The sequence below is a fragment of the Aquamicrobium lusatiense genome (assembly GCF_014201615.1).
GTDB classification, from domain to species: Bacteria; Pseudomonadota; Alphaproteobacteria; order Rhizobiales; family Rhizobiaceae; genus Mesorhizobium; species Mesorhizobium lusatiense.
In genome coordinates, this window is record NZ_JACHEU010000001.1 from 1,956,510 (window position 1) to 1,982,700 (window position 26,191).

Consider the following 26,191-nt stretch of genomic DNA (forward strand, 5'->3'; position numbering starts at 1 on the left):
AGGAGGCCTCCCATGGTCACCCGCAGAAACATCATCAAGGGCGGCGCTGCCGCCGCGTTTTTCGCACCCTTCGCTGGTTTCACCGCCACCAGCGCTGCCGCGCAGGGCGGGCCGTTGTTCCGCTTCGGCATCGTCGCCGATCCGCAATATGCGCCGGTTGTGCCGAGCCTGAAGATGAACCGCTACTATGCCAACAGCCTCTGGAAGCTTTCCGAGGCAATCGAGGCCTTCAACAAGGAAGACCTCCAGTTCGTGGCGACGCTCGGCGACATCATCGATCGCCACTGGGAGAGTTTTTCCCATATCCTGCCGCTTTACGACAAGCTGAAGCACGAGCACTTCTTCGTGCTTGGCAATCACGACTATGACATCGCGAAAGAATATCTGGCCTCGGTCGTCCGCACCGTGGGCATGGAAAAGGCCTATTACGACTTCACCGGCGGCGGCTATCGCTTCATCGTGCTCGACGGCAACGATGTCAGCACCTTTGCGCCGCCGGAAGGCGATCCGCGCCGCGAAATCGCCACCAAACGTCTGGACGAACTGAAGGCGCAGGGCGCCGAAAACGCGCAAAGCTGGAACGGCTCGCTGAGCGACGAGCAGTTCGCATGGGCCGAGGAAACCATGAAGAAGGCGCAGGCCGCCGGCGAGAAGGTGATCGTTCTCAATCACTATCCCGTCTACCCGGCCAACGAGCACAACCAGTGGGATTCCGAGCGCATCGTGAAGATGCTGACCGGCTACGACAACTTCGTCGCCTATTTCAACGGCCACAACCACGCCGGCAATTATGGCGAGACCGGCGGCAAGCATTTCCTCAATTTCAAGGGCATGGTCGACACGCCAGACACCACCGCCTATGCGGTCGTCGAGGTTTATGGCGACCGCCTCGAAGTGCGTGGCGTCGGCCGCGAGGAAAACCGCACGCTCAAGATCTGACGGTTCCTGTCTGTCGAAGATATGCGCCGGCCTTCATATGTGGGCCGGCGTTTCATTCCGGCTTGCGGCAATCTTAACGATAACTGCATCAGTCTCACCCTTGCGCAAGGGTGAGAGGCCATCCTATTTACGGGATGAGAAGCCAGAATGATTCAATGCCGGCCTTGCCATCGTTCCGTGCCGGACCATCTCGACAAGGACACTTCATGAGAGACCCGATCGAAACTTATATGAACCTCGTTCCGATGGTGGTCGAGCAGACCAATCGCGGCGAGCGGGCCTACGATATTTTTTCCCGCCTCCTGAAAGAGCGCATCATTTTCATCACGGGTCCGGTTGAGGACGGCATGGCGACGCTGGTTTGCGCGCAGCTTCTGTTCCTTGAAGCCGAAAACCCGAAGAAGGAAATCTCCCTTTACATCAATTCGCCGGGCGGCGTGGTGACGAGCGGCATGGCGATCTACGACACCATGCAGTTCATCAAGCCGGCTGTTTCGACGCTCTGCATCGGCCAGGCCGCGTCCATGGGCTCGCTGCTGCTGTGCGCCGGTCATAAGGACATGCGCTTTGCGACGCCGAATGCGCGCATCATGGTTCACCAGCCATCGGGCGGGTTCCAGGGGCAGGCATCCGACATCGAGCGCCATGCCCAGGACATCATCAAGCTCAAGCGCCGTCTCAACGAGGTCTACGTCAAGCACACAGGCAAAGACTACGAGACCATTGAAAAAACGCTCGACCGCGACCATTTCATGACTGCGGAAGAGGCGTTGGCCTTCGGCCTGATCGACAAGGTTCACTCCACGCGTGAGGCCGCTGAGGCAGACACCGCTTCGGCATAAGACAGGCTTGGGCCGGGATGACGCGCTTTTGAGAAGATTTGCGGCATTTCGGCCACAATTTGCTGTTCCCACGGCTCGCGCGATTGCCTACGTTAAGGCAATGTTGATTTTCGACGGCTTAGCTTCAGCAAAGGCTTTAAGAGAATCATTGCCGCGTTTTCTGATTGGTGTTTCGTACGGAATACGTTGCAGGTGCTGGACAGGTCGGTAAAGGCGGATTTCCCGGGCTCATGGGAATGCGCCTGCTGATCGGGGCCCCGGTGGACGGTCATGAAAGGACTGGAAGATGAGCAAGGTCAGCAACAGCGGCGGCGGAGATTCCAAGAACACGCTCTACTGCTCGTTCTGCGGCAAGAGCCAGCACGAAGTGCGCAAGCTGATCGCCGGTCCCACGGTGTTCATCTGCGACGAGTGCGTTGAACTGTGCATGGACATCATCCGCGAGGAGAACAAGACCTCGATGGTGAAGTCGCGCGAGGGTGTGCCCACCCCGCAGGAAATCATCACGGTTCTGGATGATTATGTGATCGGCCAGCCGCACGCCAAGCGCGTGCTGTCGGTTGCCGTTCACAACCACTACAAGCGCCTTGCCCATGCCGGCAAGAGCAACGATGTCGAACTGTCGAAGTCGAACATTCTGCTCATCGGCCCGACGGGCTGCGGCAAGACGTTGCTGGCCCAGACGCTGGCGCGCATCATCGACGTTCCCTTCACCATGGCCGACGCCACCACGCTCACCGAAGCAGGCTATGTCGGCGAGGATGTCGAGAACATCATTCTCAAGCTGCTCCAGTCGGCCGATTACAATGTTGAACGTGCCCAAAGGGGTATCGTCTACATCGACGAGATCGACAAGATCAGCCGCAAGTCCGACAATCCCTCGATCACCCGCGATGTCTCGGGCGAGGGCGTGCAGCAGGCGCTTCTGAAGATCATGGAAGGCACCGTTGCCTCCGTGCCGCCGCAGGGTGGCCGCAAGCATCCGCAGCAGGAATTCCTGCAGGTCGATACCGCCAACATCCTGTTCATCTGCGGTGGTGCTTTCGCGGGCCTCGACCGGATCATCTCCGACCGCGGCCGCAAGACCTCGATCGGTTTCGGCGCCAGTGTCGCCTCGCCGGAAGAGCGTCGCACGGGCGAGTTGTTCCGTCAGGTCGAGCCGGAGGATCTGCTCAAGTTCGGCCTGATCCCCGAGTTCGTCGGCCGTCTGCCGGTTCTGGCGACGCTTGAGGATCTCGACGAGGCCGCTCTGGTCCAGATCCTCTCCGAGCCGAAGAATGCGCTGGTGAAGCAGTATCAGCGCCTGTTCGAGATGGAAAATGTCGAGCTGAGCTTCCACGAAAACGCGCTTGCCGCAATCGCTCGCCGCGCCATCGAGCGCAAGACTGGTGCGCGCGGCCTGCGTTCGATCATGGAAGCGATCCTGCTGGACACCATGTTCGAGCTGCCGGCGCTGGAAGGCGTGCGCGAGGTCGTCATCTCCGAGGAGGTGGTGTCCGGCAATGCTCGTCCGCTCTACATCTACTCGGACGCCAAGGAAAAGAAGGGTAACGTCAGCGCCTGACGTTATCAGGCCCGGAAGCCGCCAGGCGGTCTCCGGGCTCTTGTCTCGCAGGCGCAATGACGGGCTCATCCGCAAGGCAGACAGACCGGCCGGCCCCGTAAACGGGCCAGAGTGAAGCGCGCCAGAGCCGCTTATACGACCTCCACCCGGTTTATGGCGCATATCGCCACTTGATCTTTGCTTTGCCGGCATCCACCTAACGGGTGAGTTCGGGTATCTGGTCCGCGCTGCATGAGCCTCCGTCGCAAACGGTGGTAGGCGGAACGATCCCCGGTCGTTAATATAGGATTCGCGTTCGGCTAAAAGCGTGCGCGAAGGAAAGGTTTGACAATGGCCAAAACAGCCCGGTCCGCAGGTAGCGGTGTGTTCGCAGTTCTCCCCCTGCGCGACATCGTGGTCTTTCCGCACATGATCGTGCCGCTCTTTGTCGGCCGTGAAAAATCGATCAAGGCTCTCGAAGAGGTGATGGGTCAGGAAAAGCAGATCCTGCTCGCCACCCAGATGAACGCCGCTGACGATGATCCCGAAGCCGACGCTATCTATGAGGTGGGCACGCTCGCCAATGTGCTGCAGTTGCTGAAGCTGCCCGACGGCACCGTCAAGGTGCTGGTGGAAGGCACTTCGCGTGCCCGCATCGACAGCTTTACCGATCGCACGGATTTTCACGAGGCACACGCTTCCACGCTTGAGGAGCCTGCCGAGGACGAGGTCGAGATCGAGGCGCTTGCCCGGTCCGTGGTCTCGGACTTCGAGAACTACGTGAAGCTGAACAAGAAGATTTCTCCCGAGGTGGTGGGTGCCGCCAGCCAGATCGACGACTATTCCAAGCTCGCCGATACGGTTGCCTCGCATCTGGCCATCAAGATTCCCGAAAAGCAGGAGATGCTCTCCACGCTTTCGGTGAAGGAGCGTCTTGAACGCGCCATGGGCTTCATGGAGGCGGAGATTTCCGTGCTTCAGGTCGAGAAGCGCATCCGCAGCAGAGTCAAGCGCCAGATGGAGAAGACCCAGCGCGAATACTACCTCAACGAGCAGATGAAGGCGATCCAGAAGGAGCTCGGCGAGGGCGAGGACGGCCGCGACGAAGCCGCCGAACTGGAAGCGCGCATCAAGAAGACCCGGCTTTCGAAGGAAGCCCGCGAGAAGGCGGAAGCGGAGCTGAAGAAGCTGCGCACCATGTCGCCGATGTCGGCGGAAGCCACCGTCGTGCGCAACTATCTCGACTGGCTGCTGTCGATTCCGTGGGGCCGTAATTCCAAGGTCAAGCAGGACCTCGAATTCGCCGAGGGCGTGCTCGATGCCGATCACTACGGGCTTGAGAAGGTCAAGGAGCGCATCGTCGAGTATCTGGCCGTGCAGAGCCGCCAGAAGAAGCTCAAGGGTCCGATCCTGTGCCTCGTCGGCCCTCCCGGCGTCGGCAAGACCTCGCTTGGCAAGTCGATCGCCAAGGCAACGGGTCGTGAGTTCGTGCGCATGGCGCTTGGCGGCGTGCGTGACGAGGCCGAGATCCGTGGCCATCGCCGCACCTATATCGGCTCGATGCCCGGCAAGGTCATCCAGTCGATGAAGAAGGCGAAGAAGTCCAACCCGCTGTTCCTTCTCGACGAGATCGACAAGCTGGGCCAGGATTTCCGTGGCGATCCGTCTTCGGCCCTGCTGGAAGTGCTGGATCCCGAGCAGAACTCCGCCTTCATGGACCATTACCTCGAGGTTGAATATGACCTGTCGAGCGTGATGTTCGTGACGACGGCGAACTCGCTCAACATCCCGGCGCCGCTCATGGATCGCATGGAGATCATTCGCATCGCCGGTTACACCGAGGATGAGAAGGTCGAGATCGCCAGGCGGCACCTGCTGGCCAAGGTGGTGCGTGACCATGCCCTTCAGCCGAAGGAGTTCTCGGTTACGGACGACGCCATCCGCGCGATCATCCAGACCTACACCCGCGAGGCGGGCGTGCGGTCTCTGGAGCGCGAGCTGATGAAGCTCGGCCGCAAGGCGGTGACGGAGATCCTGCGCACCAAGAAGAAGTCGGTGAAGATCACCCGCGAAAACCTCGACCAGTATCTTGGCGTCGAGCGCTATCGCTTCGGCATGGCCGAGACGGACGATCAGGTCGGTGTTGTCACCGGTCTGGCATGGACCGAGGTTGGCGGCGAGCTGCTGACCATCGAGGGCGTCATGATGCCGGGCAAGGGTCGCATGACCGTGACCGGCAACCTGAAGGACGTGATGAAGGAATCGATCTCGGCGGCGGCATCCTATGTCCGCTCGCGGGCCATCGATTTCGGCGTGGAGCCGCCGCTTTTCGACAAGCGCGACATTCACGTCCACGTGCCGGAAGGGGCCACGCCCAAGGACGGACCTTCGGCCGGTATCGCCATGGTCACGGCCATCGTCTCGGTGCTGACCGGCATTCCGGTGCGCGCTGACATCGCGATGACCGGCGAGGTGACGCTGCGCGGCCGTGTGCTGCCGATCGGCGGACTGAAGGAGAAGCTGCTGGCAGCACTTCGTGGCGGCATCAAGAAGGTGCTGATCCCCGAAGAGAACGCCAAGGACCTTGCCGAGATTCCGGACAACGTGAAAAACGGTCTGGAAATCGTCCCGGTCAGCCGTGTGGGCGAGGTTCTTCAGCATGCGCTGCTGCGCATGCCGGAGCCGATCGAGTGGGTCGAGCCGGTTGGTACGCCGGCTGCCGTCGACACTTCTGACGACGCCGGAAAGTCGCTGGCGCATTAGAAATTGCTCACATTGCAGTGCATGAATCGAAAGGCCGGGCAAAAAGCCCGGCCTTTTTTGCTGAAAAGCCCGGAAAACAGGGGATTTTCGGGGCTGAAAGCCGTGATTTCGCTTGGTTGCGGCCTCGCTTCTTTTTAAAGTTCAGCTCCTGCCGGATGAGTCTTTCGTCCCGGTTTTCTCATGAAAGGGAAAGTTTATGAACAAGAACGAACTGGTGTCCGCTGTCGCCGATGCTGCGAAACTCTCCAAGGCTGACGCACAGTCGGCGGTTGATGCGGTTTTCTCCGTCATCACCGGCGAACTGAAGAACGGTGGCGACGTCCGGCTTGTCGGTTTCGGCAACTTCTCTGTGTCCAAGCGCGCGGCTTCGACCGGCCGTAACCCGCAGACCGGCGCCGAAGTTCAGATCCCCGCCCGCACCGTGCCGAAGTTCACTGCCGGCAAGGGCCTCAAGGACGCTGTCAACTAAGGTGCAGTCATCTCATCGGGGCAGTGCATGCCTCGTTCGGGACTTGCTAAAACCCCGTCGACTGATCGGCGGGGTTTTTCCGTTTGGGCTCATTGCTGCCATGCAGGCGCGAAGAGGGGGCTGTGGCAATTGATCGGTGTCGGGTTGTGGCAGGCTCGCGGATGTCCGGACTGATTTGCCGCAACCTTGGATTTCGGCGGCAAAAGCTGCTATCTGGCGCATCATGAATGATCTGGTCCGCCCCGTTCTCACTCCGCCCGACGGTCAACGCAAGGTGCTGCTGCACTCATGCTGCGCGCCCTGTTCCGGTGAGGTGATGGAAGCGATGCTCGCCTCCGGCATCGACTACACGATCTTCTTCTACAATCCCAACATTCACCCCGAGCGTGAATATCTCCTGCGCAAGGACGAGAACATCCGCTTCGCCGACAAGCATGGCGTGCCGTTCGTGGATGCCGATTACGACAAGGACAACTGGTTTGCCCGCGCCAAAGGCATGGAATGGGAGCCGGAGCGCGGAATCCGCTGCACCATGTGCTTCGATATGCGGTTCGAGCGCACGGCGCTCTACGCTCACGAGCATGGCTTTCCCGTCATGACCAGCTCGCTGGGCATTTCGCGCTGGAAAAACATGGCGCAGATCAATGACTGCGGCAAGCGCGCCGCTGCTCCCTATGACGGGCTGTCTTATTGGGAATACAACTGGCGCAAGGGTGGTGGTGCCGCCCGCATGATCGAAATCAGCAAACGCGAGGAATTCTATCAGCAGGAATATTGCGGTTGCGTCTATTCTCTGCGTGACACGAACATTCACCGCCGCAATCAGGGGCGCTCACCGGTCGTGCTTGGCGAGAATTATTATCGCGAAGCATCCGAAAACAAGGACGGCTGAATTCGGTCTACGTCATCCCGGTATAGCGGGGGCAGTGATGTGCATCGCTGTGACGTAAGCAGCCATTGTCTTCAGCTGATCCGGTAAGGCTGGCAGATTTGGTCTGCGCTACACCGAAGCATCACAGCGGGCTTCCAGAGGCTGTCCTGTTAAGGGAGAAGCGGAGCTGGTGCGAACCACCTGCCGGAGGCATTCAGCATCGCTGTACGCTCGCTTTCCCCGCAAGCGCCAGAGGCTTGCTTCCAAGGACGTGCTGGCTTTCGGTGATCAGTAGCCGCGCACATCGCGGCCGCCGGCTGAGGGCTTCTCAGATGCAGGTTCACGCCCGAGCGGTTTCTCAACGGCATCGCGGCAACGGCAGCGGATGAAATGATAGTAGAGACGGGTGCGATACCGATTCTGGCATATATGTCATCGACAGTTCCCTCAGGGAGCACCGCCATCAAATCCGAAACTGTCTTGCCTGCCAAACGCCGACTGGTCGGCACTGTCTGGCGAAGAAAAAAATGCCGGTCAGTGAAGCCGGAACAGATGCTCACGCAAAATGGCGGACGATCCCGAATCGGTTTCCACGATGAGAACCAGCTTCTGATTCTGTTTTCGCAGAGCCGGATGTTCCCCGAACAATGACTTCGGGAGACAAGCGCATCAGGCTCCGAATTGCCAGAGAGGCATTCAAAGCTTTGCCTGAAACTATTCTCATAAGATTTTGAAAGAATGGCGCGAGTGACGGGGCTCGAACCCGCGACCTCCGGCGTGACAGGCCGGCACTCTAACCGACTGAGCTACACCCGCGCTTCGGACGGACACCGTTGATGTGTTCGTCGTTGGCGGCTGAATAGGGGGTTCCCTGACAGGTGTCAAGCGCTCCGGTGACGGTTCTGTGAAAAGATCGAATGTTTTTCCCGAAAGCCTGTTCAGGCCCTGTTTTACCACAGGCAGAGAGGGGGAATTGCCTGTTGGGGCTTGCGAAGCAGAACGGAACTTCGTATTGCTCCGCCCCGCTATGGGCGATTAGCTCAGTTGGTAGAGCGCTTCGTTTACACCGAAGATGTCGGCGGTTCGAGTCCGTCATCGCCCACCATAGCTTTCAGGATTTTTCGGTTTTGTCGCGAAGCGCTCTGCGGGCTCATTGGACCAGCGAAGACGCGCCAATATCGCGCCGGTAATCCGGTGGATGACATGCACTTGCCGTTGCACTGGGGCAGGGCATGGCCTCGATTGTGCCCTATGATGCGGAACGGCACGGGCAATCATCCCCTGTGGGAATGCTCTCGTCTTGAAGGCAGAGAAGCTCTGATGCTTTGATGCGGCTGGTAATATCGGAAAGGGGCCGGACGATGATCAGTGATGTGGACAGGAAGCATCTGAGGCGCTGCGTTGAGCTGGCGGCCGAGGCGCTTTCTTCTGGCGACGAGCCTTTCGGATCGCTTCTCGTATCCCGGGATGGCGTGGTTCTGTTCGAGGATCACAACCACGTGGCTGGCGGCGATCACACGCAGCATCCAGAATTCGCGATTGCCCGCTGGGCAGCGGAAAACATGACGCCTGATGAAAGAGCGGCTGCCACCGTCTACACATCCGGTGAGCACTGCCCGATGTGCGCCGCGGCACATGGATGGGTTGGGCTGGGACGGATCGTCTATGCCTGCTCTTCAAAGCAGCTGACCACCTGGCTGACGGAGCTCAACGTTCCTGCATCGAGAGTGCGCCCGCTGCCGATTGGCGAGGTGATCACGGGCACGGCTGTTGATGGGCCCGTCGAGGAATTCGCAGACGACGTACACAGCCTGCATGTCAGATTTCACCGATCGTAGACGGCCCTGAAAGGTCAGCCGGTCACGGAAAACGAAAACCCCGGCCGGAACCGGGGCTTCATTTTCGGATAATCAAACGTCTCAGCGGCCGGGAGCAATCTGCTTCTTTGGAGCCGCCTGCGCCTTCGGTGCAGCGTCGCCCTTGTTCGTCGTCATGCTGCTGCCCCGGACCTTGCAAAAATAGGCCGCTTGCGCGTGGGAAACCTGCAAAGTGGTTCCGGTCGAGGTCACGCCGTTTTCGCACTTGATCGTGTAAACGCCGTTGAGCACGTGGATTGAATACGCATAGGCGCCGGAGACCGGAGCGAGAAGCAAGACGGACGCAATGGCGGCTTTGGCGATGGTTTTGATGGTCATGGTTCATTCCTCCTCTTGAACATGCCGGAGGATGCCTGCCTCTGTTTGAACCTTCGCTGTAAACGCCATTCAGGAGGCGTTCAGCATGCGTTTCGCTTTCGGCCGGCCTGAAATCGCATGCTGATGCCGGCCGCCGAACGACCCCGCGGATGCTACAGATATTTCTCGATTGCCTTACCGGCCTTGAGGAAGCGCAGCGGATTGAGCGGTGTGCCGTTCTGGCGGACTTCATAGTGGAGGTGCGGGCCGGTCGACCGGCCGGTGTTCCCGGTGCGTCCGACAATGTCACCAGCTTCAACCTTCTGCCCTTCGCTCACCGAGATTCGGCTGAGATGTGCGTAACGGGTTGAGAAACCCTGCCCATGGTCGATCTCGACCATGCGTCCATAGCCGCCACTCCATTCAGCTTTGACCACGGTTCCCGCCGCGGATGCTCTGGCCTCCATTCCCACGGGGGCTCGAAAATCCATGCCCGAATGGAAAGCAGCCGAACCGATCAGCGGATCCCTGCGCACACCGAACGTGCTGGTTACGGCATGGCCGGGCGCGGGATTGGACAGAGGCAGCCGTCGCACCTCGCTCTTGACATGGCTCAGCGTTTGCAGGGCTTCATCGAGTTCCCTGAGCCTCATGTCGAAAAGATTCGCCGTGTCGACCGGAATCAGTGGCCCACCGACATCGGTTCTGGCCATGCCGTCGGCCGGAAGATCCAGATCGACCGGAAGGCCTGCCGTTTCGAGGGCGTTGGAGATAGCATCGGCGCTCAATGAAGCCGCATCGGCCAGCTGCGTGATGTGGGCAAGCTGATCGTCCTCGATCTCTTTGAGCGAGCGGTTGATGGTGACGAACAGCTCGTCGGCACGATCGGCTTGCGATCCAGTCTGTGCAGGCGAGGCATAGGCTGTCATGACCGGCATGGACGCCGGATCCGCGCCACGCGTGGTCCAGTTTGCGAAGGGATTGGCCCCGGCAGCAGCGGCGCTGACCGGCTTCTCAGGTTTTTCGATCGAGCCGGTGATTTCAGGAACGGCGCTGTTGCGCTGCGAGGGCAGGGGAGCGCTGAGCGGCAACGGTCCGGAGATCTCGCGGCCGGCACGGTCGAGGATCGGCCCCAGCCGGCCATGGCGATCGCTCAGCCGGCTCTGACGCTCGATCAGTTCGGTGACCCTGGTTTCCATGAGCTGCTGGTCCAGCAGCTGCCGGCTGGTTATGCGATCCACCTGCGCGCGAAGCGCGGAGATGCGATCCTCATAGGCTTGCTGCACCCGCGCCTGCCGCGCTGTGGCGGCGCTGATGATGTTATCGCGCAATACCAGATAGGATGTGGCGCCCAGATAACCGATCGACAGTGCAATGGCCAGGGACCCGGCCAGAGCCGCGATCCATGGCCGCACGGTAAAATGCCGGATCTCATCGCCCCGGGCGATGATCACCGTGTGCGGCTCCCTGCGCTTGCCAAATACCGATGACTGAACTGCTGTCACGATACGCCCCGTTAACCATTCCCACCTTCGATTTATGCGGCGTTAGGGTTAACAAAGCTTTGCCTCCTGCTGGGTGAAGGGCCGGATGGCCTTGCGAAATGAAAAAAGCCCGCTGTCGAAACAGCGGGCCATTGACGGGGAGGCAGCCGTAAAAAGCTTACCCGAATATCCACCACAGTATGATGATCGGGATCGGAACTCCAATCGCCCACAACAGCACGCTTCGCATATAGTCCTCCTTGGCTTGTTGCGGTCTCAACGCCTCTTGCGGAGGAAAGGTTCCCGCTACAAAGCGCGGGTTGCCTCAAGAACGGCTTCGGCATGGCCTTTCACCCTTACATTTCGCCAGATCTGCGCGATGCGTCCGTCAGGACCGATCAGAAATGTCGAGCGTTCGACGCCCATGTAGCTGCGCCCGTACATCTGCTTCTCCACCCAGACCCCATAAGCTTCCACGATCCTGCGTTCCTCATCGGCGGCAAGCGAGACGGTCAGATCGTGTTTGGCTTTGAATTTGTCATGCTTGGCAGCACTGTCGGGAGAAATGCCGATGACTGTCGCGCCGGCCTTGTCGAATTCGGGTTTGAGCTGCGAAAAGGCGATGGCTTCGCTGGTACAGCCGCTGGTGTCGTCCTTTGGATAAAAATAGACGATCACCGGTTTGCCGGCGAAATCGGCCAGCCGCAGCGTGGCGCCGCCGTCGCCCGGCAGTTCGAACAGTGGGGCCGTGTCGCCGATCTGAAGTTCGATTTCCCTTGTGGCTGTCATAGCTATGCCCTTGTTTGAGGTTACGCGGTGGGGCTCAGCAATATAAGCTTCTGCCGGGATTCGCGTTTGAGCACAGATGATGGCAAGAGCATAGGATGCGGCAAGCAAAACCCGAAGACGGCTTTGTGGTCTGAGCTTCCAACCGGGCATTGGTGTGGATAAGCAACTTCCGCAACATGAGAAGATCAGGTTTCGGCGCACGGAGATCGTGGATCTCGGTGCCCTGCCTTCTGCCGGCTGCGCCCCGCCGCTTGGACGCGCGTCATTGCGGCGGCGTGCGCGCTGGCTGAAGCGTTTTCTTGCATCCGTCGCCATTCTCGCGGTGCTGCTGTGTGTGGCGGTCTATGGCATCGGTGCGTCGGGTGTCGGAACAGCGCGCCTCCAGCAGGAGGCTGAGGCTGCCATTCGCCGGCTGGCCGAGACCGATGTGAAGGTCGAGAGCGGCCCGGCAGGCGTCACGCTGGACGGATCCAGCTTCCTTGCCCTTCAGGTCCGTGACCTCAGCCTCCTGAGCGAAGATGGCAGGCCCATGCTTCAGGCGGGCAGTGTCCGGTTCGGTATGCGGGCCCTGCCGCTGGTGACGGGCGAGGTTCGACTGACCAGCGCCAGACTGTCCGATGCGCGCATCGACCTTGCGGCGCTGCCTTCGGCCGGGGGCGACTGGGCGGCATCGCTGCGCGACAGGCAGGGTCTGATCGATCCCGACAAGGTCATTGCCGCTGTGTTTGACGGGGTTCGTGAGGCGCTGGATGCCGTCAGGCTCGATTCCGTGCGCAGTATCAGGCTGATCAATGTCGAGGTGGCGCTGCCTGAGGAAAGTGGTTTGGGATCCGTGAAGATCGCCGATGCCGTGGTCCGGCAGGCGGGGGCCGATCGCATGGAACTTTCCACTTCGGCATTGATCGATGGCCGGGCCATCACAGTGGCTGGAAATGCGGCGCAGGAAGCCGGAACGCGGCGCATCACCGATCTCGACGCCACCATCGAGATAGCCGGAGACCGGCGTGAGCTTTTCTGGCCGGGCGCAGGCCATGAAGTTGGTTCGGGAACGCTTCGGCTGACCGGAGCTGAAGGAGCTGGAGAAAATCAGTCGCGGCTGAACGCGATGCTGAAACTTCAGGGCTCGGCACTTGATCTGGGAAAAAACGGGCTGGTGGCTGGAGACCTTGCCATCGAGGCTGCTCTGGAAAGCGGCTCGAACAAGATCGATGTCAGCCGGTTACAGCTTAACACCGGTCAGTCTAGCTTCGCCTTTGAGGGCTCTATCGGACCCCGGCCCGTTGGCGCGTCGCCGGATGGCAAGCCTGCCTACCGTTATGATTTCGTCAGCGACGGATCGAGCCTTTCTCCAGATGATTCCTCGGAGCCGGCGCTGAAATTCCTGACCCGGATTGCCGGCACTTACGACGTGGCGAGCCGCAGGCTCGTTGCCGATACCATTGCTGTGCGCTCGGGCGCGGGCGGCGATGCCGTCGGCATGGGGGCGGTCCAGTTCGCCGAGGGTAAGGTGCCGGGCGTGTTTCTGGCGCTTACGGTTCACGATATGCCCGTCTCCCATGCCAAGCAGCTGTGGCCATGGATGGCGGCCGGAAGTGCCCGCCAGTGGGTGCTGAAGAATCTCTTCGGCGGGCGGGTGACGGAAGCCAGCCTGCATTATGATCTGCCGCCGGGACGTCTTGGCTCCGGTTTGCCTCCGGGGCCGAAAGAAGTGTTCGGCCGGTTCGACGTCGAAAGCACGCGCTTCGATACGGCCGGGCATATCCCGCCGGTGCGCGATGCGGTGGGGCGGATCGAGTTCGAAGGCACGAAAGTGCGCATCTCGCTCGATTCCGGAACCGTCTACATGCCGAGCGGGCGCATTGCCGCGGCGAGCAACGGCACGCTGACGGTTGATGACGCGGAGAAGCGCCCGGTGATCGGCAAGCTGGACATCGATGTCGAGGGCGAGGCCGACGCGATTGTCGAGCTTGCCTCCTACGAGCCGATCAGCGCCATGCGTTATGTGGGCATGAAGCCGGAGGAATTTTCCGGCCACGTGACCGGCAATGTGAAGGCCGATATCCCCCTTCAGTCTGGCGCCGATGTCAGCAAGCTGAACTGGCTGGTTGCGCTCGACTACACGGATCTGGGGCTTCAGCGCGAATTCGACGGCCAGAACGTGTCGGGAGCCAATGGCTCGATCGTGGTGGACCCGGATAAGGCCACCATTACCGCAAACGCCACCCTGAACGGTATCCCGGCGGAAATCAGTCTGGTGGAGCCGCTGAAGCCGGGGGAGAGTGATGCCCGCAGCCGCAAGGTCGCTCTGATACTGGATGATAAGCTGCGCGAGAAGATGATGCCCGGACTTGCCGGGCTTCTCAGCGGCACGATGAAGGTTGGGCTGGAAAACAGGCCCGACGGCTTGCGCGCCCTCACCACCGATCTGACCTCGACAAAGCTGACGATTCCATGGGCGGGCTGGAGCAAGGGAGCGGGCATCCCTGCTCAGCTCTCCCTGCTGATGAAGACCGAAGGCACCAACACCAGACTGACCAACATCAGTCTGGATGGAAAAAGTTTCTCCCTGCGCGGAGAGATGCAGCTTGCAGGCGGCGCACTGTCTTCCGCGACCTTCGACAAGGTACGGCTGAACCGTGATGACGATGTCGCCGTTTCGATTCGCCGCAACGGGTCTGGTTACAAGGTGGACGTGTCAGGCGCTGTTCTCGATGCCCGCTCGGTGATCAGGCAGTTTACCGCCGAGCCCGCCGGTTCGGGCAAGAAGGGGACGAATCGCGACGCGATTTCCCTGACCGCCAACGTAGCGCGGCTGAGCGGCTTCCATGGCGAGGTACTTGGCGGCTTCAGGCTGAACTACGACGCGACCGGCTCGCGCATCAACGCGCTCAAGGCAAGCGCGATGACCGGCGATGGCGCCACGGTGACAGCCGAGGCCGGCACAAGCGGCAACCAGCGGACCATCACGATGCGATCCGCCAATGCGGGAGCCGTGCTGCGTTTTCTCGATGTTTACCGGAACGTTCAGGGTGGCGGCATTTCCATCGCCCTGCAAGGTGGCGTTGATGGCCCGCTGCGCGGCAAGATCGATGCGCGCGATTTTCTGGTGGTCAACGAGCCGAAGCTCGCCTCGATCGTATCCACCACGCCAAAGGGCGACAGCCGCAGCCTCAATCAGGCTGTACGCGGTGACATGGACACTTCCCGCGTTCAGTTCGAGCGCGGTTTCACGGAGGTGGAGACCGGCACCGGCTATGTGAAGCTCGCCAATGGCGTGTTGCGCGGACCGCTGATCGGCACCACTTTCCAGGGCATCCTCTACGATCAGAACGACAATATGGACATGACCGGCACCTTCATGCCGGCCTATGGCTTCAATCGCATTTTCGGCGAATTGCCTCTGGTCGGCGCGATTCTTGGCAATGGTCGCGACCGGGGTCTGATCGGCGTCACCTACAGGCTGCGCGGCAACGTGAAAAAGCCGGAACTCGAAATCAATCCGCTTTCGGTGATCGCACCCGGCATCTTCCGCTCGATCTTTGAATACAGATAGAGCCTGAGCGAGGCTGCCCCGCCTATGTTTGGAAGGCAGGGCAGTATCGCGCTCACTCCGCCATCAACCGCATCTGCGGCTGGCCATTGCCGCGCAGGGCCGGCGAAACACCGCGTTCGTCCACGGTAGCGGTGACACGCTGGCGCAGCGCGGCGAACATCAGCTTTGGCGTGACGTTCACCGGCTGGTCGAACAGCACCGTGACTTTCAGGTGCCGCCAGCCGGAAACAAGCTGCGCGCCGATCAGAACCCCTGAAAAGGGCTGTTCGAGATAGAAGCCACGCACACGCATGCCGACCTGAAAGGGCACGGCCGTGCGCTCCGGCAGAACCGCACGCGCGGTGTTCCAGTCCCGGTAGCCATGGGATCGGGCCACCGCTTCAAGAGCAGCGCTGTGGGTCATGGGCTGGCCGGACCGGGCGTGATGCTCACGAAGGTTTCTGGCCTCGGTCTTCAGCGATTGTGAAGATGGGGTGTCGAGGGATAAAGACATGTCGGGTCTCTCCGAAAAGGAGGCGACTTCCTGCATGGGAGCCCGCATTGCCATGATGCGCCCCGGGAGAAAACAACCGAAGGGTCATCGATAAGGCTGGGCTTCACCATGGATCATGCGATCCGCGGGCGGCAGGCGCCAGCAACCGATGCTCCAGATGGGCTCTCTTCGGCGACAAGTCAAGGGCGAAGCGGCCGGACGGGTGCTGCACGTCGCACCCATCCGGAACAAGGAATTTGGCCGGTCCGGTCAGGCCGGACGAACCAGAATGTGTTTTTTCTTGCCGAGAGAAAGCTTTGCGACGTTTTCCGGATTCAGATCCTGAGCCGTCACGACGAGCTTGTCATCGGCGACGGGCTGGTCGTTCAGACGGACGGCGCCGCCCTGAATGTGCCGGCGGGCCTCCCCGTTGGACGATGCCAGACCGGCACTGACCAGCAGCGACAGGATGCCGATGCCGGCCTCAAGTGCCGCGCCCTCAACCTCGACGGTGGGCAGGGTCTGCGCCAGTGCGCCTTCCTCGAAAGTCTTGCGCGCCGTTTCCGCTGCCTCTTCGGCGGCCTTGCGGCCATGTAGCAGAGCCGTGATCTCGGTGGCGAGGATCTTCTTCGCTTCGTTGATCTCGGCACCGCCCAGTGCCGCCAGCTTCGCCACCTCATCGAGCGGCATCGTGGTGTAGAGCTTCAGGAAGCGCTCCACGTCGGCGTCCTCGGTGTTGCGCCAGTACTGCCAGAAATCATACGGGCTCAGCATGTCCGGGTTGAGCCAGATGGCGCCGCCCAGCGACTTGCCCATCTTGGCGCCCGAAGCTGTGGTGAGCAGCGGCGTGGTCAGCGCATAGAGCTGCGGCGTGCCCATGCGATGGCCGAGATCGATGCCGTTGACGATATTGCCCCACTGGTCAGAGCCGCCCATCTGCAGGCGTATGCCATAGCGCTTGTTCAGCTCCACATAGTCGTAGGCCTGCAGGATCATGTAGTTGAATTCTAGGAACGACAGCGACTGGTCGCGGTCGAGCCGCAGCTTCACGGAATCGAAGGACAGCATGCGGTTGACCGAAAAATGCCGCCCCACATCGCGCAGGAATTCCAGATAGTTCAGCGGCAGCAGCCAGTCGGCATTGTTGACCATGAGCGCATCGTGCGGGCCATCGCCAAAGGTCAGGTAGTTGGAAAACACCTTCTTGATGCCATCCATGTTGTCCTGAATGGTCTGCGGCGTCATCAGCTTGCGCGCCTCGTCCTTGAACGAGGGATCGCCGACCATGCCGGTGCCGCCACCCATCAGGGCTACCGGGCGATGGCCGGTTTTTTGCATCCAGTGCAGCATCATGATCTGGATCAGACCGCCCGCATGAAGGCTCGGCGCCGTCGGATCGAAGCCGATATAAGCCGACACCGTCTCCTTCGCGAACAGCTCGTCCAGACCGGTTTCATCCGAAATCTGGTGGATGAAGCCGCGCTCGCTCATGATGCGCAGGAAGTCGGATTTGAAGGCGGTCATTTTTCTTTTCCCGAAAGCACCGGCAAACAGGCACCGGCGTGGCAAGTGTGACCGCGCGCGTTTAGCATCCGTTGACATGGAATCACAAGGACGGCGAGCCAAATGGCGACAATCTGCGCACTGGGCCTGATGAGCGGCACCTCGATGGACGGTATCGATCTCGCTCTGCTGCGGACAGATGGTGTCGATATCGTCGAACAGGGACCCGGTTCTTTCGTGCCTTATGAGGCCGCATTCCGCGCGCGCATCGTGGCGGGGCTGGAAGAGGCAAAGCAGATCGGGCAGCGGTTGGAGCGGCCGGGCAGCCTTGCGGTGCTGGAAGAGGACATTACCCGCCGCCATGCCGATGCGGTGGCTGCATTTCTCGCCGGTGCGGCAGGCTCATGGGGAAAGCCCGAACTCATCGGCTTCCACGGGCAGACGGTGCTGCACCGGCCGCAGCAGGCGCTCACCGTTCAGCTCGGCGACGGGCAGATGCTGGCCGACCTGACCGGTCTGCCTGTGGTGTTCGACATGCGTGCAGAAGACATGCGCCATGGCGGGCAGGGCGCGCCGCTGGTGCCGGCCTATCATGCCGCGCTGGCACGTTCGCTGCCGCCCGGGCTTGCGCGGTTTCCGGTGGTGCTGGTCAATATCGGTGGCATATCCAACATCAGCTTTGTGCCGGAACATGGCGACCCGATTGCATTCGACACGGGGCCGGGCAACGGGCTGATCGACCAGTGGGTGGCGCGCGAGGCGGGCGTGTCCTTCGATGCCGATGGCGCGATCGCCGGCAAGGGCACGACGGTCCGGGAAGTTGTCTCCCGCTATCTGGCAAAACCGTTCTTTGCGCAGGGCGGGCCGAAGTCGCTCGACCGCAGCGATTTCACGCTCGCTGAAGCCGAGGGGCTGAATGTGACGGATGGCGCGCGCACGCTGGCGGCGGTGTCGGCGGCGGCGATCCTGAAATCGGCGGAGTATCTGCCGGAAAAGCCGAAGCTGTGGATCATCTGCGGCGGCGGCCGCAAGAACCCGCACATTATGAGCGATCTCAAGGCGGGCGCAAAGGCCGAGGGAGCCGACGTTATTTCCGCCGAACAGGCCGGTTTCGATGGCGATGCGACCGAGGCGGAAGCATGGGCCTATCTGGCCGTGCGGTCTCTCAACGGGCTGCCGCTCACCTTTCCGAACACGACGGGATGCGAAAAGCCGGTGAGCGGCGGTGTTGTGGTAAAGCCGTTACCTTAGGCGCTTGGGGCGCGGATCGGACAGCTCGCCTGCGAGACGGCGGTCGAGATAGTCGGCGCACTCTTCGAGAAGCAGCTCGGCGTCATTGGAGAAGAAATGATTGGCGCCGGGCAGGGTCTTCTGCGTGATGGTGATGCCCTTTTGCGTGTGGAGCTTGTCGACCAGTCCCTGAACGTCCTTCGGCGGTGCAACCTTGTCGGCGTCGCCATGGATGATGAGACCCGACGACGGGCAGGGCGCGAGGAACGAGAAATCGTAGGTGTTAGGCTGCGGCGCGATGGACATGAAGCCCTCGATCTCCGGACGCCTCATCAGCAACTGCATGCCGATCCACGCACCGAACGAATAGCCCGCAACCCAGCAGCTCTTGGAATCGGGATGCAGGGACTGCACCCAGTCGAGCGCGGCAGCCGCATCCGACAGTTCGCCCACGCCATGGTCGAATTCGCCCTGGCTGCGGCCGATGCCGCGGAAGTTGAACCGCAGCGTGGTGAAGCCGCGCTTCTGGAACATGTAGAAGAGGTCGTAGACGATCTTGTTGTTCATCGTCCCGCCGAACTGCGGGTGCGGGTGAAGGATGATCGCGATGGGCGCGCTCTTTTCCTTCGATGGCTGATAGCGACCTTCCAGCCGACCGGCGGGACCCGTAAATATGACCTCAGGCATTAAGAACTCCGACTGAAAACCAACCGGCGGTGCCAGAACATTTCTTGAACGCTTCCCACAAGATTCGACCTTGACGTAGGGCGATGACCTTCTTAGAAGCTAGATTAGAATTGTTCAAAACTGAGTGGTCAGCCCACCCACGCCGCGAATGCGTAGATAGGACGGCTGGCCTCATGATTTCAAGGAAATAACGCCAGAGCCTGGCGTGAGCCTTCATGCAGGGAGAATTGGGCAGGGAAATGGCTGCTGTTCGCGCCTATCTCGACTACAACGCCAGCGCGCCGCTGCTTGGCCGCGCGCGCGAGGCCGTGGTCGCAGCGCTGGACGTTGCCGCCAATCCTTCGTCGGTCCATCAGGAGGGTCGCAATGCCCGCCGCCTGATTGAGGAGGCCCGCCGTCAGGTGGCGGCGCTGGTCAATGCCGGGAAGCAGCATGTCGTCTTCACATCCGGCGCCACCGAGGCTGCCGCCACGCTGCTGACGCCCGAATGGCGCATGGGCAAGGCCGATCTGCGCATGGGGCGGCTTTATGTGTGCGCGGCCGACCATCCCTGCCTGCTGAGCGGGGGGCGGTTCCCGGCGGAGCAGGTCGAGCGCATCGGTGTCGATGGCGACGGCGTGCTGAAGCTGGACGAACTCGCTTCCGCTCTTGCGGCTCACGACAAGGAAACCGGCCTGGCGCTGGTTGCGGTTCACGCGGCCAACAATGAGACCGGCGTGATCCAGCCGATTGAGAAAATCGCCGCTGTCGTGAGAGCCGCCGGCGGTGTGCTGGTGCTGGATGCCGTGCAGGCAGCAGGGCGCGTTTCGCTCGATATGTCAAAGCCTTGCGCGGATTATCTGATTCTTTCCGCGCACAAGATCGGTGGTCCCAAGGGGGTCGGCGCGATCGTTGCCGCCGCCGATCTGATGATGCCGAAGCCGCTGGTGAGCGGTGGCGGGCAGGAGAAGGGACATCGCGGCGGCACCGAGAATCTTGCCGGCATCGCCGGATTTGGCGCTGCTGCCGCCAGCGCGCTGGAAGCCTTGCCGTCCATAAGCCGGATCGCAAGCCTGCGCGACGGCTTCGAGGCCGCCATCCTTGAACTGGTGCCAGATGCGGTCTTCTTCGGCCGTGCTGCGCCTCGTCTGGCCAATACGAGTTTCTTCGCCATTCCCGGCCTGAAGGCCGAGACGGCACAGATCGCTTTCGACCTTGCCGGTGTGGCTCTGTCGGCCGGTTCCGCCTGTTCGTCGGGCAAGGTCGGTCCCAGCCATGTTCTGGCAGCGATGGGAGTCGATGAAATACAGGGTGCGCTGCGCGTGTCGATCGGGCAGGAGACGAGCGCGCAGGACCTTGAACTGTTCCGGTCGGCTCTGGAGGGCATTGCAGCCCGCCGGGCCGGAGGAAGCAGGGCTGCCTGAGGGTGGCCGCGGGCCTTCGGCCCGGTGAAACGGTGCGGGATGTGCGGGTGTAAATCCGGGCGCTCCGCACTATATGAAACTTACGTCGCCCCCCGGCGATGCCATAGTTTGAAAACTGTCGGGCCTTGCCCCCGATAAGGATGGAGAACGCCTGTGGCTGCAGTGCAGGAAACGATCGATGCCGTTCGTGAGATCGACGTCGATCAGTATAAATATGGTTTTGAAACCGAAATCGAGACCGACAAGGCCCCCAAGGGCCTGAACGAAGACATCATCCGCTTCATTTCTGCCAAGAAAGATGAGCCGGAATGGATGCTCGAATGGCGGCTTGAGGCTTTTCGCCGCTGGCTGACCATGGACGAGCCGAACTGGGCGCGCGTTTCGTATCCGAAGATCGATTTTCAGGATATCTACTACTACGCCGCGCCGAAGAACCAGTCCGGCCCGAGGTCCCTCGACGAGGTCGATCCGGAACTGCTGCGCACCTATGAAAAGCTGGGTATCCCACTGCGCGAGCAGGAAATTCTGGCCGGCGTGCAGAAGCCTGCTGCGGAAAACGGTGAAGCGAGCGACAATGTTTACGCTTCCGGCCGCGTCGCCGTGGACGCGGTGTTCGATTCCGTTTCGGTCGTCACCACCTTCAAGGAAGAGCTGGCCAAGGCCGGCGTCATCTTCTGTTCGATCTCGGAAGCGATCCGCGAGCATCCCGAACTGGTCCGGAAATATCTGGCTTCCGTGGTGCCTGTGTCGGACAATTATTATGCGACGCTCAACAGCGCGGTGTTCACCGACGGTTCGTTCGTCTACGTGCCCAAGGGCGTGCGCTGCCCGATGGAACTGTCGACCTACTTCCGCATCAACGAGAAGAACACCGGCCAGTTCGAGCGCACGCTGATCATCGCCGAGGAAGGTGCCTACGTCTCCTATCTGGAAGGCTGCACCGCTCCCCAGCGCGACGAGAACCAGCTTCACGCCGCCGTGGTCGAGCTGATCGCGCTCGATGATGCCGAGATCAAGTACTCGACCGTCCAGAACTGGTATCCGGGCGACGTCGAGGGCAAGGGCGGCATCTACAACTTCGTCACCAAGCGTGGCGATTGCCGTGGCGACCGCTCCAAGATCTCGTGGACGCAGGTCGAGACGGGTTCCGCCATCACCTGGAAATATCCGAGCTGCATTCTGCGCGGCGACGACAGCCAGGGCGAGTTCTACTCGATCGCCGTTTCCAACGGCTATCAGCAGATCGACAGCGGCACCAAGATGATCCATCTGGGCAAGAACACCCGCAGCCGCATCATCTCCAAGGGTATCGCCGCCGGCTTCTCGCAGAACACCTATCGCGGACAGGTTTCGGCTCACCGCAAGGCGACCAACGCCCGCAATTTCACCAATTGCGACTCGCTGCTGATCGGCGACCAGTGCGGCGCGCATACCGTGCCCTACATGGAAGCCAAGAACGCGACCGCCCAGTTCGAGCACGAGGCAACGACGTCGAAGATCTCCGAGGACCAGAAGTTCTACGTCATGCAGCGCGGCATTCCCGAAGAGGAGGCCATCGCGCTCATCGTCAACGGCTTCGTCAAGGATGTCATTCAGGAACTGCCGATGGAATTCGCCGTCGAGGCGCAGAAGCTCATCGGCATCTCGCTCGAAGGTTCGGTCGGCTGACCGCATACAGATATTCAGGAAGAACACATGCTTGAGATCAAGAATCTGCACGCCCGCATCGCCGAGGACGGCACGGAAATCATCCGCGGGCTGAACCTGACCGTCGAGGCCGGCGAAGTCGCCGCCATCATGGGACCGAACGGCTCCGGCAAGTCGACGCTTTCCTACATCCTCGCCGGACGCGAGGACTATGAGGTGACGGAAGGCGAAATCATTTACAATGGCGAATCCATCCTTGAGATGGATCCGGCCGAGCGCGCCGCTTCCGGCATTTTCCTCGCTTTCCAGTATCCGATGGAGATACCGGGTGTTGCCACCATGGAGTTCCTCAAGGTGGCGATGAACGAGCAGCGCAAGGCGCGCGGCGAGGAGCCGCTGAAGATTTCCGAGTTCATCGCCCGTGTGAAGGAAGCTGCCGGCTCCCTCAACATGAACATGGATATGCTGAAGCGCCCGCTCAACGTCGGCTTCTCCGGCGGCGAGAAGAAGCGCGCAGAAATCCTTCAGATGAAACTTTTGCAGCCAAAGCTGTGCGTGCTCGACGAGACCGATTCCGGCCTCGATATCGATGCGCTGAAGATCGTGGCCGACGGCGTGAACTCGCTGCGTTCGCCCGACCGTGCCTTCCTCGTCATTACGCACTATCAGCGACTGCTGGAGCACATCGTCCCGGATACGGTCCACGTTCTGTACAAGGGACAGGTGATCAAGTCGGGCGACAAGTCGCTGGCTCTGGAACTGGAAGCCAATGGTTATGCCGGCATAATCGGCGAAGCCGCCTGAGGCGGCGCCAAGGTGAGGTGAATGCAATGAATGTACATGCAACCCCCCAGCGCACGCCAGCAGAGACGGCCCTGATCGAGGCTTTCGGCGAGCGGCTCGGTCTTCTGCCGGGCGACAGCGAGGTGATGGTCCAGCGCGATGGCGCCATTGAGATGATCAAGGCGGGCTTTCCCACCCGCCGCATCGAGAGCTGGCACTACACGGATCTGCGTCGTCTGCTTGGCAAGGTGCCGGAATTCGATGCCACGGCATCGGTCAGGGCGCCGGATCCCATTCTGGAAGGCTCCGGACTGGTTACGCTTATCAATGGAGCGATTTCGGGCAAGCCGTCGGTGGCCGAAGGCGTTTCCTTTGCGTCGCTGGCCGAGAAGCTGACTGATGGCTCCGCCGCTGCTGAGCTGAAGACCTATGGCTCGGATGACACGATCGGAGCCATCAATGCGGCTTTTGTCGCAGACGGTGTTGCGCTCGATATCGCTGCCGGAACGGAACTGGAAAAGCCGGTTGAGCTGCAGAACCTGCAGGCCGGGGGCCAGACCCATGTTCGCATGGTGGTCAATGCAGGGGCAGGCTCGCGCGCCGTGATCGTGGAGCGTCAGTCGGGCGAGGGTGCCGGTCTTGTCAGCTCCGTCAGCCAGCTCACCGTTGGCGATGGCGCCGAGGTCACATGGCTGATTATCCAGGAGCAGCCGGAAACCGCCCAGCATCTGGCCCAGTTCAAGGCCGAGATCGGCGCCGACGCCAAGCTCACCCTGTTCATCATGAATGCGGGCGGCAAGCTGGTGCGTCAGGAAGTGCATGTGAAGGTGTCGGGCGAAGGCTCGGACTTCCAGCTGCGCGGCGTCAACCTGCTTTCGGGTGACAGCCACACCGACGTGACCATGGTGCTGGACCATGCCGTTCCGCACACCGGCTCGGTCGAGGTGGTGCGAAATGTGGTGACGGGCAAGGCGCATGGCGTGTTTCAGGGCCGCATCAACGTGCATCAGGTCGCGCAGAAGACCGATGCGCGCATGGCCTGCAACACGCTTCTTTTGTCCGACGATGGCGAGTTCTCGGCCAAGCCGGAGCTGGAAATCTTCGCCGATGACGTGGCTTGCGGCCACGGCGCTACGGTGACCGAAATCCACGGCGATCATCTGTTTTACCTGATGTCTCGCGGCATTACCGAAAAGTCCGCCCGTGGGCTGCTGGTCAAGGCATTCGTTGCCGAGGTGATCGAGGAGCTGGAAGACGAGCAGATCGTCGAGGCCCTTGAAGCCCGCCTCGATGACTGGTTCGCCACGCACGGCTGAGTGCCGTTTGCGATTCGATGTCCCGGCCTTTTGCCGGGGCGTCGCAACTGCGGTGCAGAGAAGAGATATGGACCAGAAGATCGAAACCGCACCCTATGATGTCGAGGCTATCCGCCGCGATTTCCCCATTCTTGCCCGACAGGTGCATGGCAAGCCGCTGGTCTATCTCGACAACGGCGCCTCGGCGCAGAAGCCGCGTGCCGTGCTGGACACCATCCGCCACGCTTATGAGCAGGACTACGCGAATGTTCATCGCGGCCTGCATTTCCTCTCCAATGCCTCTACGGATGCCTATGAAAAGGCGCGCGAGAGCGTGCGCCGCTTCCTGAACGCGCCCTCGACGGACAATATCGTCTTCACCTCGAACTCCACGGCTGCCATCAACACGGTGGCCTACGGTTTCGGCATGCCGAACATCGGCGAAGGCGACGAGATCGTCCTGTCGATCCTCGAACACCATTCCAACATCGTGCCATGGCATTTCATCCGCGAGCGGCAGGGTGCGAAGCTGGTATGGGTGCCCGTGGATGATCTGGGTGCGCTGCATCTGGAGGATTTCGAGAAAAGCCTGACCGATCGTACCAAGCTCGTTGCCATCACCCACATGTCGAATGCGATGGGCACGGTGACGCCGATCCGCGAGATTTGCCGCATCGCCCATGCGCGCGGCATTCCCGTGCTGGTCGATGGCAGCCAGAGCGCCGTTCACATGCCGGTCGATGTGCAGGATCTCGATTGTGATTTCTTTGTTTTCACCGGCCACAAGGTCTACGGACCTTCTGGAATCGGCGTTCTTTACGGCAAGAAAGAGCGGCTGGAGGCAATGCGCCCCTTCATGGGCGGTGGCGAGATGATCGAGGAGGTGACCGAGGACAGGGTCACCTACAACGCCCCGCCGCACCGCTTCGAAGCCGGTACGCCTCCCATCGTGCAGGCGATCGGGCTGGGGGCCGCGCTGGATTACATGGACAGCATCGGCCGCGAGCGCATTGCCGCCCATGAAGCGGATCTGACCGCCTATGCGCATGAGCGGCTTGGCGCCATCAACTCGCTGCACATTTTCGGCAATGCGCCGGGCAAGGGCGCCATCGTGTCCTTCGAGCTGCAGGGCATCCATGCGCATGACGTGTCGATGGTCATAGACCGTCAGGGCGTTGCCGTGCGGGCCGGCACCCATTGCGCCCAGCCGCTGTTGAAACGCTTCGGCGTCACCTCCACATGCAGGGCATCGTTCGGCATGTACAACACCAGAGCCGAGATCGACGTTTTGGCCGAAGCGCTGGAAAAGGCGCGGAAATTTTTCGGATGACGGATATGGACGACACCACCACACGTGTTGAAGCCGAAGGGCAGCCTGAGCAGGAAGCCGTCGGAACCGGGCCGGTTTCGACCATTCCCGAGGAAGAACTGGCGCGCCTGACCGACGACATCATTTCAGCGCTGAAGACCGTCTATGATCCGGAAATTCCGGCGGATATTTATGAGCTGGGCCTCGTCTACCGCATCGACATCGAGGACGACCGCACCGTTAAGATCGACATGACGCTGACCGCCCCGGGCTGTCCGGTGGCCGGCGAGATGCCGGGCTGGGTGCAGAATGCTGTGGGTGCGGTGGAAGGCGTTTCCGGCGTCGAGGTCAACATGACCTTCGATCCGCCATGGACGCCCGACCGCATGTCGGAGGAAGCCCAGATCGCCGTCGGCTGGTACTGAGGACCGACGC

At 61.1% G+C, this 26,191-nt stretch carries 21 protein-coding genes and 2 tRNA genes; 16 read left to right on the forward strand and 7 right to left on the reverse strand.

All coding sequences use genetic code 11. From position 1 onward, the window contains the following. Positions 1-12: 12 nt before the first annotated feature. From HNR59_RS09320 to HNR59_RS09345, 6 genes are all read left to right on the forward strand, one after another. The gene (locus HNR59_RS09320; RefSeq protein ID WP_183829028.1) at positions 13-939 is read left to right on the forward strand and encodes a metallophosphoesterase; all 927 of its coding nucleotides are present in this window, start codon (positions 13-15) and stop codon (positions 937-939) included. Positions 940-1,145: 206 nt separating this feature from the next. After that, entirely contained in the window at positions 1,146-1,781 is a 636-nt protein-coding gene (locus HNR59_RS09325; protein WP_183829031.1) for an ATP-dependent Clp protease proteolytic subunit, read from the forward strand. Between the two features lie 286 nt (positions 1,782-2,067). Beyond that, on the forward strand, positions 2,068-3,345 hold the full coding sequence (gene clpX, locus HNR59_RS09330) for an ATP-dependent Clp protease ATP-binding subunit ClpX (RefSeq protein WP_183829033.1): 1,278 nt from the start codon (positions 2,068-2,070) through the stop codon (positions 3,343-3,345). A 330-nt stretch (positions 3,346-3,675) separates the two neighbouring features. Beyond that, positions 3,676-6,087 carry an endopeptidase La gene (lon, locus tag HNR59_RS09335; protein ID WP_183829036.1) on the forward strand — a complete coding sequence of 804 codons (2,412 nt, stop codon included), beginning with the start codon at positions 3,676-3,678 and terminating at the stop codon, positions 6,085-6,087. Between the two features lie 196 nt (positions 6,088-6,283). Further along, complete coding sequence (hupB, locus tag HNR59_RS09340) at positions 6,284-6,556, forward strand: DNA-binding protein HupB (protein WP_183829038.1); 273 nt, start codon at positions 6,284-6,286, stop codon at positions 6,554-6,556. A 223-nt stretch (positions 6,557-6,779) separates the two neighbouring features. Continuing rightward, on the forward strand, positions 6,780-7,448 hold the full coding sequence (locus tag HNR59_RS09345) for an epoxyqueuosine reductase QueH (protein WP_183829041.1): 669 nt from the start codon (positions 6,780-6,782) through the stop codon (positions 7,446-7,448). 718 nt (positions 7,449-8,166) lie between these two features. Here the strand turns inward: HNR59_RS09345 and HNR59_RS09350 are convergent. After that, positions 8,167-8,243, reverse strand: a tRNA-Asp gene (locus HNR59_RS09350). Between the two features lie 213 nt (positions 8,244-8,456). On the opposite strand from HNR59_RS09350, the gene HNR59_RS09355 reads away from it, so the two are divergent. Both HNR59_RS09355 and HNR59_RS09360 read left to right on the forward strand, forming a co-directional pair. After that, a tRNA-Val gene (locus HNR59_RS09355) sits at positions 8,457-8,532 on the forward strand. 223 nt (positions 8,533-8,755) lie between these two features. After that, positions 8,756-9,265, forward strand: coding sequence for a nucleoside deaminase (locus HNR59_RS09360; protein WP_246374664.1), 510 nt, complete (start codon positions 8,756-8,758; stop codon positions 9,263-9,265). Between the two features lie 81 nt (positions 9,266-9,346). On the opposite strand, the gene HNR59_RS09365 is transcribed toward HNR59_RS09360, so the two are convergent. The 3 genes from HNR59_RS09365 to bcp all read right to left on the reverse strand — a co-directional run bounded on the left by HNR59_RS09365 (position 9,347) and on the right by bcp (position 11,874). After that, positions 9,347-9,622, reverse strand: a complete 276-nt coding sequence (locus HNR59_RS09365; protein WP_183829047.1) for a hypothetical protein — start codon at positions 9,620-9,622, stop codon at positions 9,347-9,349. 152 nt (positions 9,623-9,774) lie between these two features. Then, entirely contained in the window at positions 9,775-11,109 is a 1,335-nt protein-coding gene (locus tag HNR59_RS09370; RefSeq protein WP_183831478.1) for a peptidoglycan DD-metalloendopeptidase family protein, read from the reverse strand. Positions 11,110-11,391: 282 nt separating this feature from the next. Then, positions 11,392-11,874, reverse strand: coding sequence for a thioredoxin-dependent thiol peroxidase (gene bcp / locus HNR59_RS09375; protein WP_183829050.1), 483 nt, complete (start codon positions 11,872-11,874; stop codon positions 11,392-11,394). A 154-nt stretch (positions 11,875-12,028) separates the two neighbouring features. Between bcp and HNR59_RS09380 the strand changes: the two genes are divergently transcribed. After that, the gene (locus HNR59_RS09380) at positions 12,029-15,427 is read left to right on the forward strand and encodes a YhdP family protein (RefSeq protein ID WP_183829053.1); all 3,399 of its coding nucleotides are present in this window, start codon (positions 12,029-12,031) and stop codon (positions 15,425-15,427) included. A gap of 52 nt (positions 15,428-15,479) precedes the next feature. Here the strand turns inward: HNR59_RS09380 and HNR59_RS09385 are convergent, their stop codons facing one another. Both HNR59_RS09385 and tyrS read right to left on the reverse strand, forming a co-directional pair. After that, the gene (locus tag HNR59_RS09385) at positions 15,480-15,920 is read right to left on the reverse strand and encodes a glyoxalase superfamily protein (protein WP_183829055.1); all 441 of its coding nucleotides are present in this window, start codon (positions 15,918-15,920) and stop codon (positions 15,480-15,482) included. Positions 15,921-16,169: 249 nt separating this feature from the next. Continuing rightward, a complete protein-coding gene (gene tyrS / locus HNR59_RS09390) occupies positions 16,170-17,423 on the reverse strand; it encodes a tyrosine--tRNA ligase (RefSeq protein ID WP_183829059.1) in 1,254 nt (417 codons plus the stop codon). Between the two features lie 102 nt (positions 17,424-17,525). On the opposite strand from tyrS, the gene HNR59_RS09395 reads away from it, so the two are divergent. Continuing rightward, positions 17,526-18,653, forward strand: coding sequence for an anhydro-N-acetylmuramic acid kinase (locus tag HNR59_RS09395; protein WP_183829062.1), 1,128 nt, complete (start codon positions 17,526-17,528; stop codon positions 18,651-18,653). Here HNR59_RS09395 and HNR59_RS09400 read toward each other — a convergent pair. Then, positions 18,645-19,319, reverse strand: a complete 675-nt coding sequence (locus HNR59_RS09400; RefSeq protein WP_183829067.1) for an alpha/beta hydrolase — start codon at positions 19,317-19,319, stop codon at positions 18,645-18,647. The genes HNR59_RS09395 and HNR59_RS09400 overlap by 9 nt on opposite strands. 239 nt (positions 19,320-19,558) lie before the next feature. Between HNR59_RS09400 and HNR59_RS09405 the strand changes: the two genes are divergently transcribed. The 6 genes from HNR59_RS09405 to HNR59_RS09430 all read left to right on the forward strand — a co-directional run bounded on the left by HNR59_RS09405 (position 19,559) and on the right by HNR59_RS09430 (position 26,181). After that, on the forward strand, positions 19,559-20,722 hold the full coding sequence (locus HNR59_RS09405; protein WP_183829070.1) for a cysteine desulfurase family protein: 1,164 nt from the start codon (positions 19,559-19,561) through the stop codon (positions 20,720-20,722). 153 nt (positions 20,723-20,875) lie between these two features. After that, complete coding sequence (gene sufB, locus HNR59_RS09410) at positions 20,876-22,390, forward strand: Fe-S cluster assembly protein SufB (protein ID WP_183829073.1); 1,515 nt, start codon at positions 20,876-20,878, stop codon at positions 22,388-22,390. A 27-nt stretch (positions 22,391-22,417) separates the two neighbouring features. After that, complete coding sequence (sufC, locus tag HNR59_RS09415; RefSeq protein WP_183829076.1) at positions 22,418-23,173, forward strand: Fe-S cluster assembly ATPase SufC; 756 nt, start codon at positions 22,418-22,420, stop codon at positions 23,171-23,173. A gap of 26 nt (positions 23,174-23,199) precedes the next feature. After that, positions 23,200-24,468, forward strand: coding sequence for a Fe-S cluster assembly protein SufD (gene sufD, locus HNR59_RS09420; RefSeq protein WP_183829079.1), 1,269 nt, complete (start codon positions 23,200-23,202; stop codon positions 24,466-24,468). Between the two features lie 67 nt (positions 24,469-24,535). After that, the gene (locus tag HNR59_RS09425) at positions 24,536-25,777 is read left to right on the forward strand and encodes a cysteine desulfurase (RefSeq protein ID WP_183829081.1); all 1,242 of its coding nucleotides are present in this window, start codon (positions 24,536-24,538) and stop codon (positions 25,775-25,777) included. Next, positions 25,774-26,181 carry an SUF system Fe-S cluster assembly protein gene (locus tag HNR59_RS09430; RefSeq protein WP_425488635.1) on the forward strand — a complete coding sequence of 136 codons (408 nt, stop codon included), beginning with the start codon at positions 25,774-25,776 and terminating at the stop codon, positions 26,179-26,181. The genes HNR59_RS09425 and HNR59_RS09430 overlap by 4 nt, the downstream gene beginning before the upstream one ends. Positions 26,182-26,191: the final 10 nt, after the last annotated feature.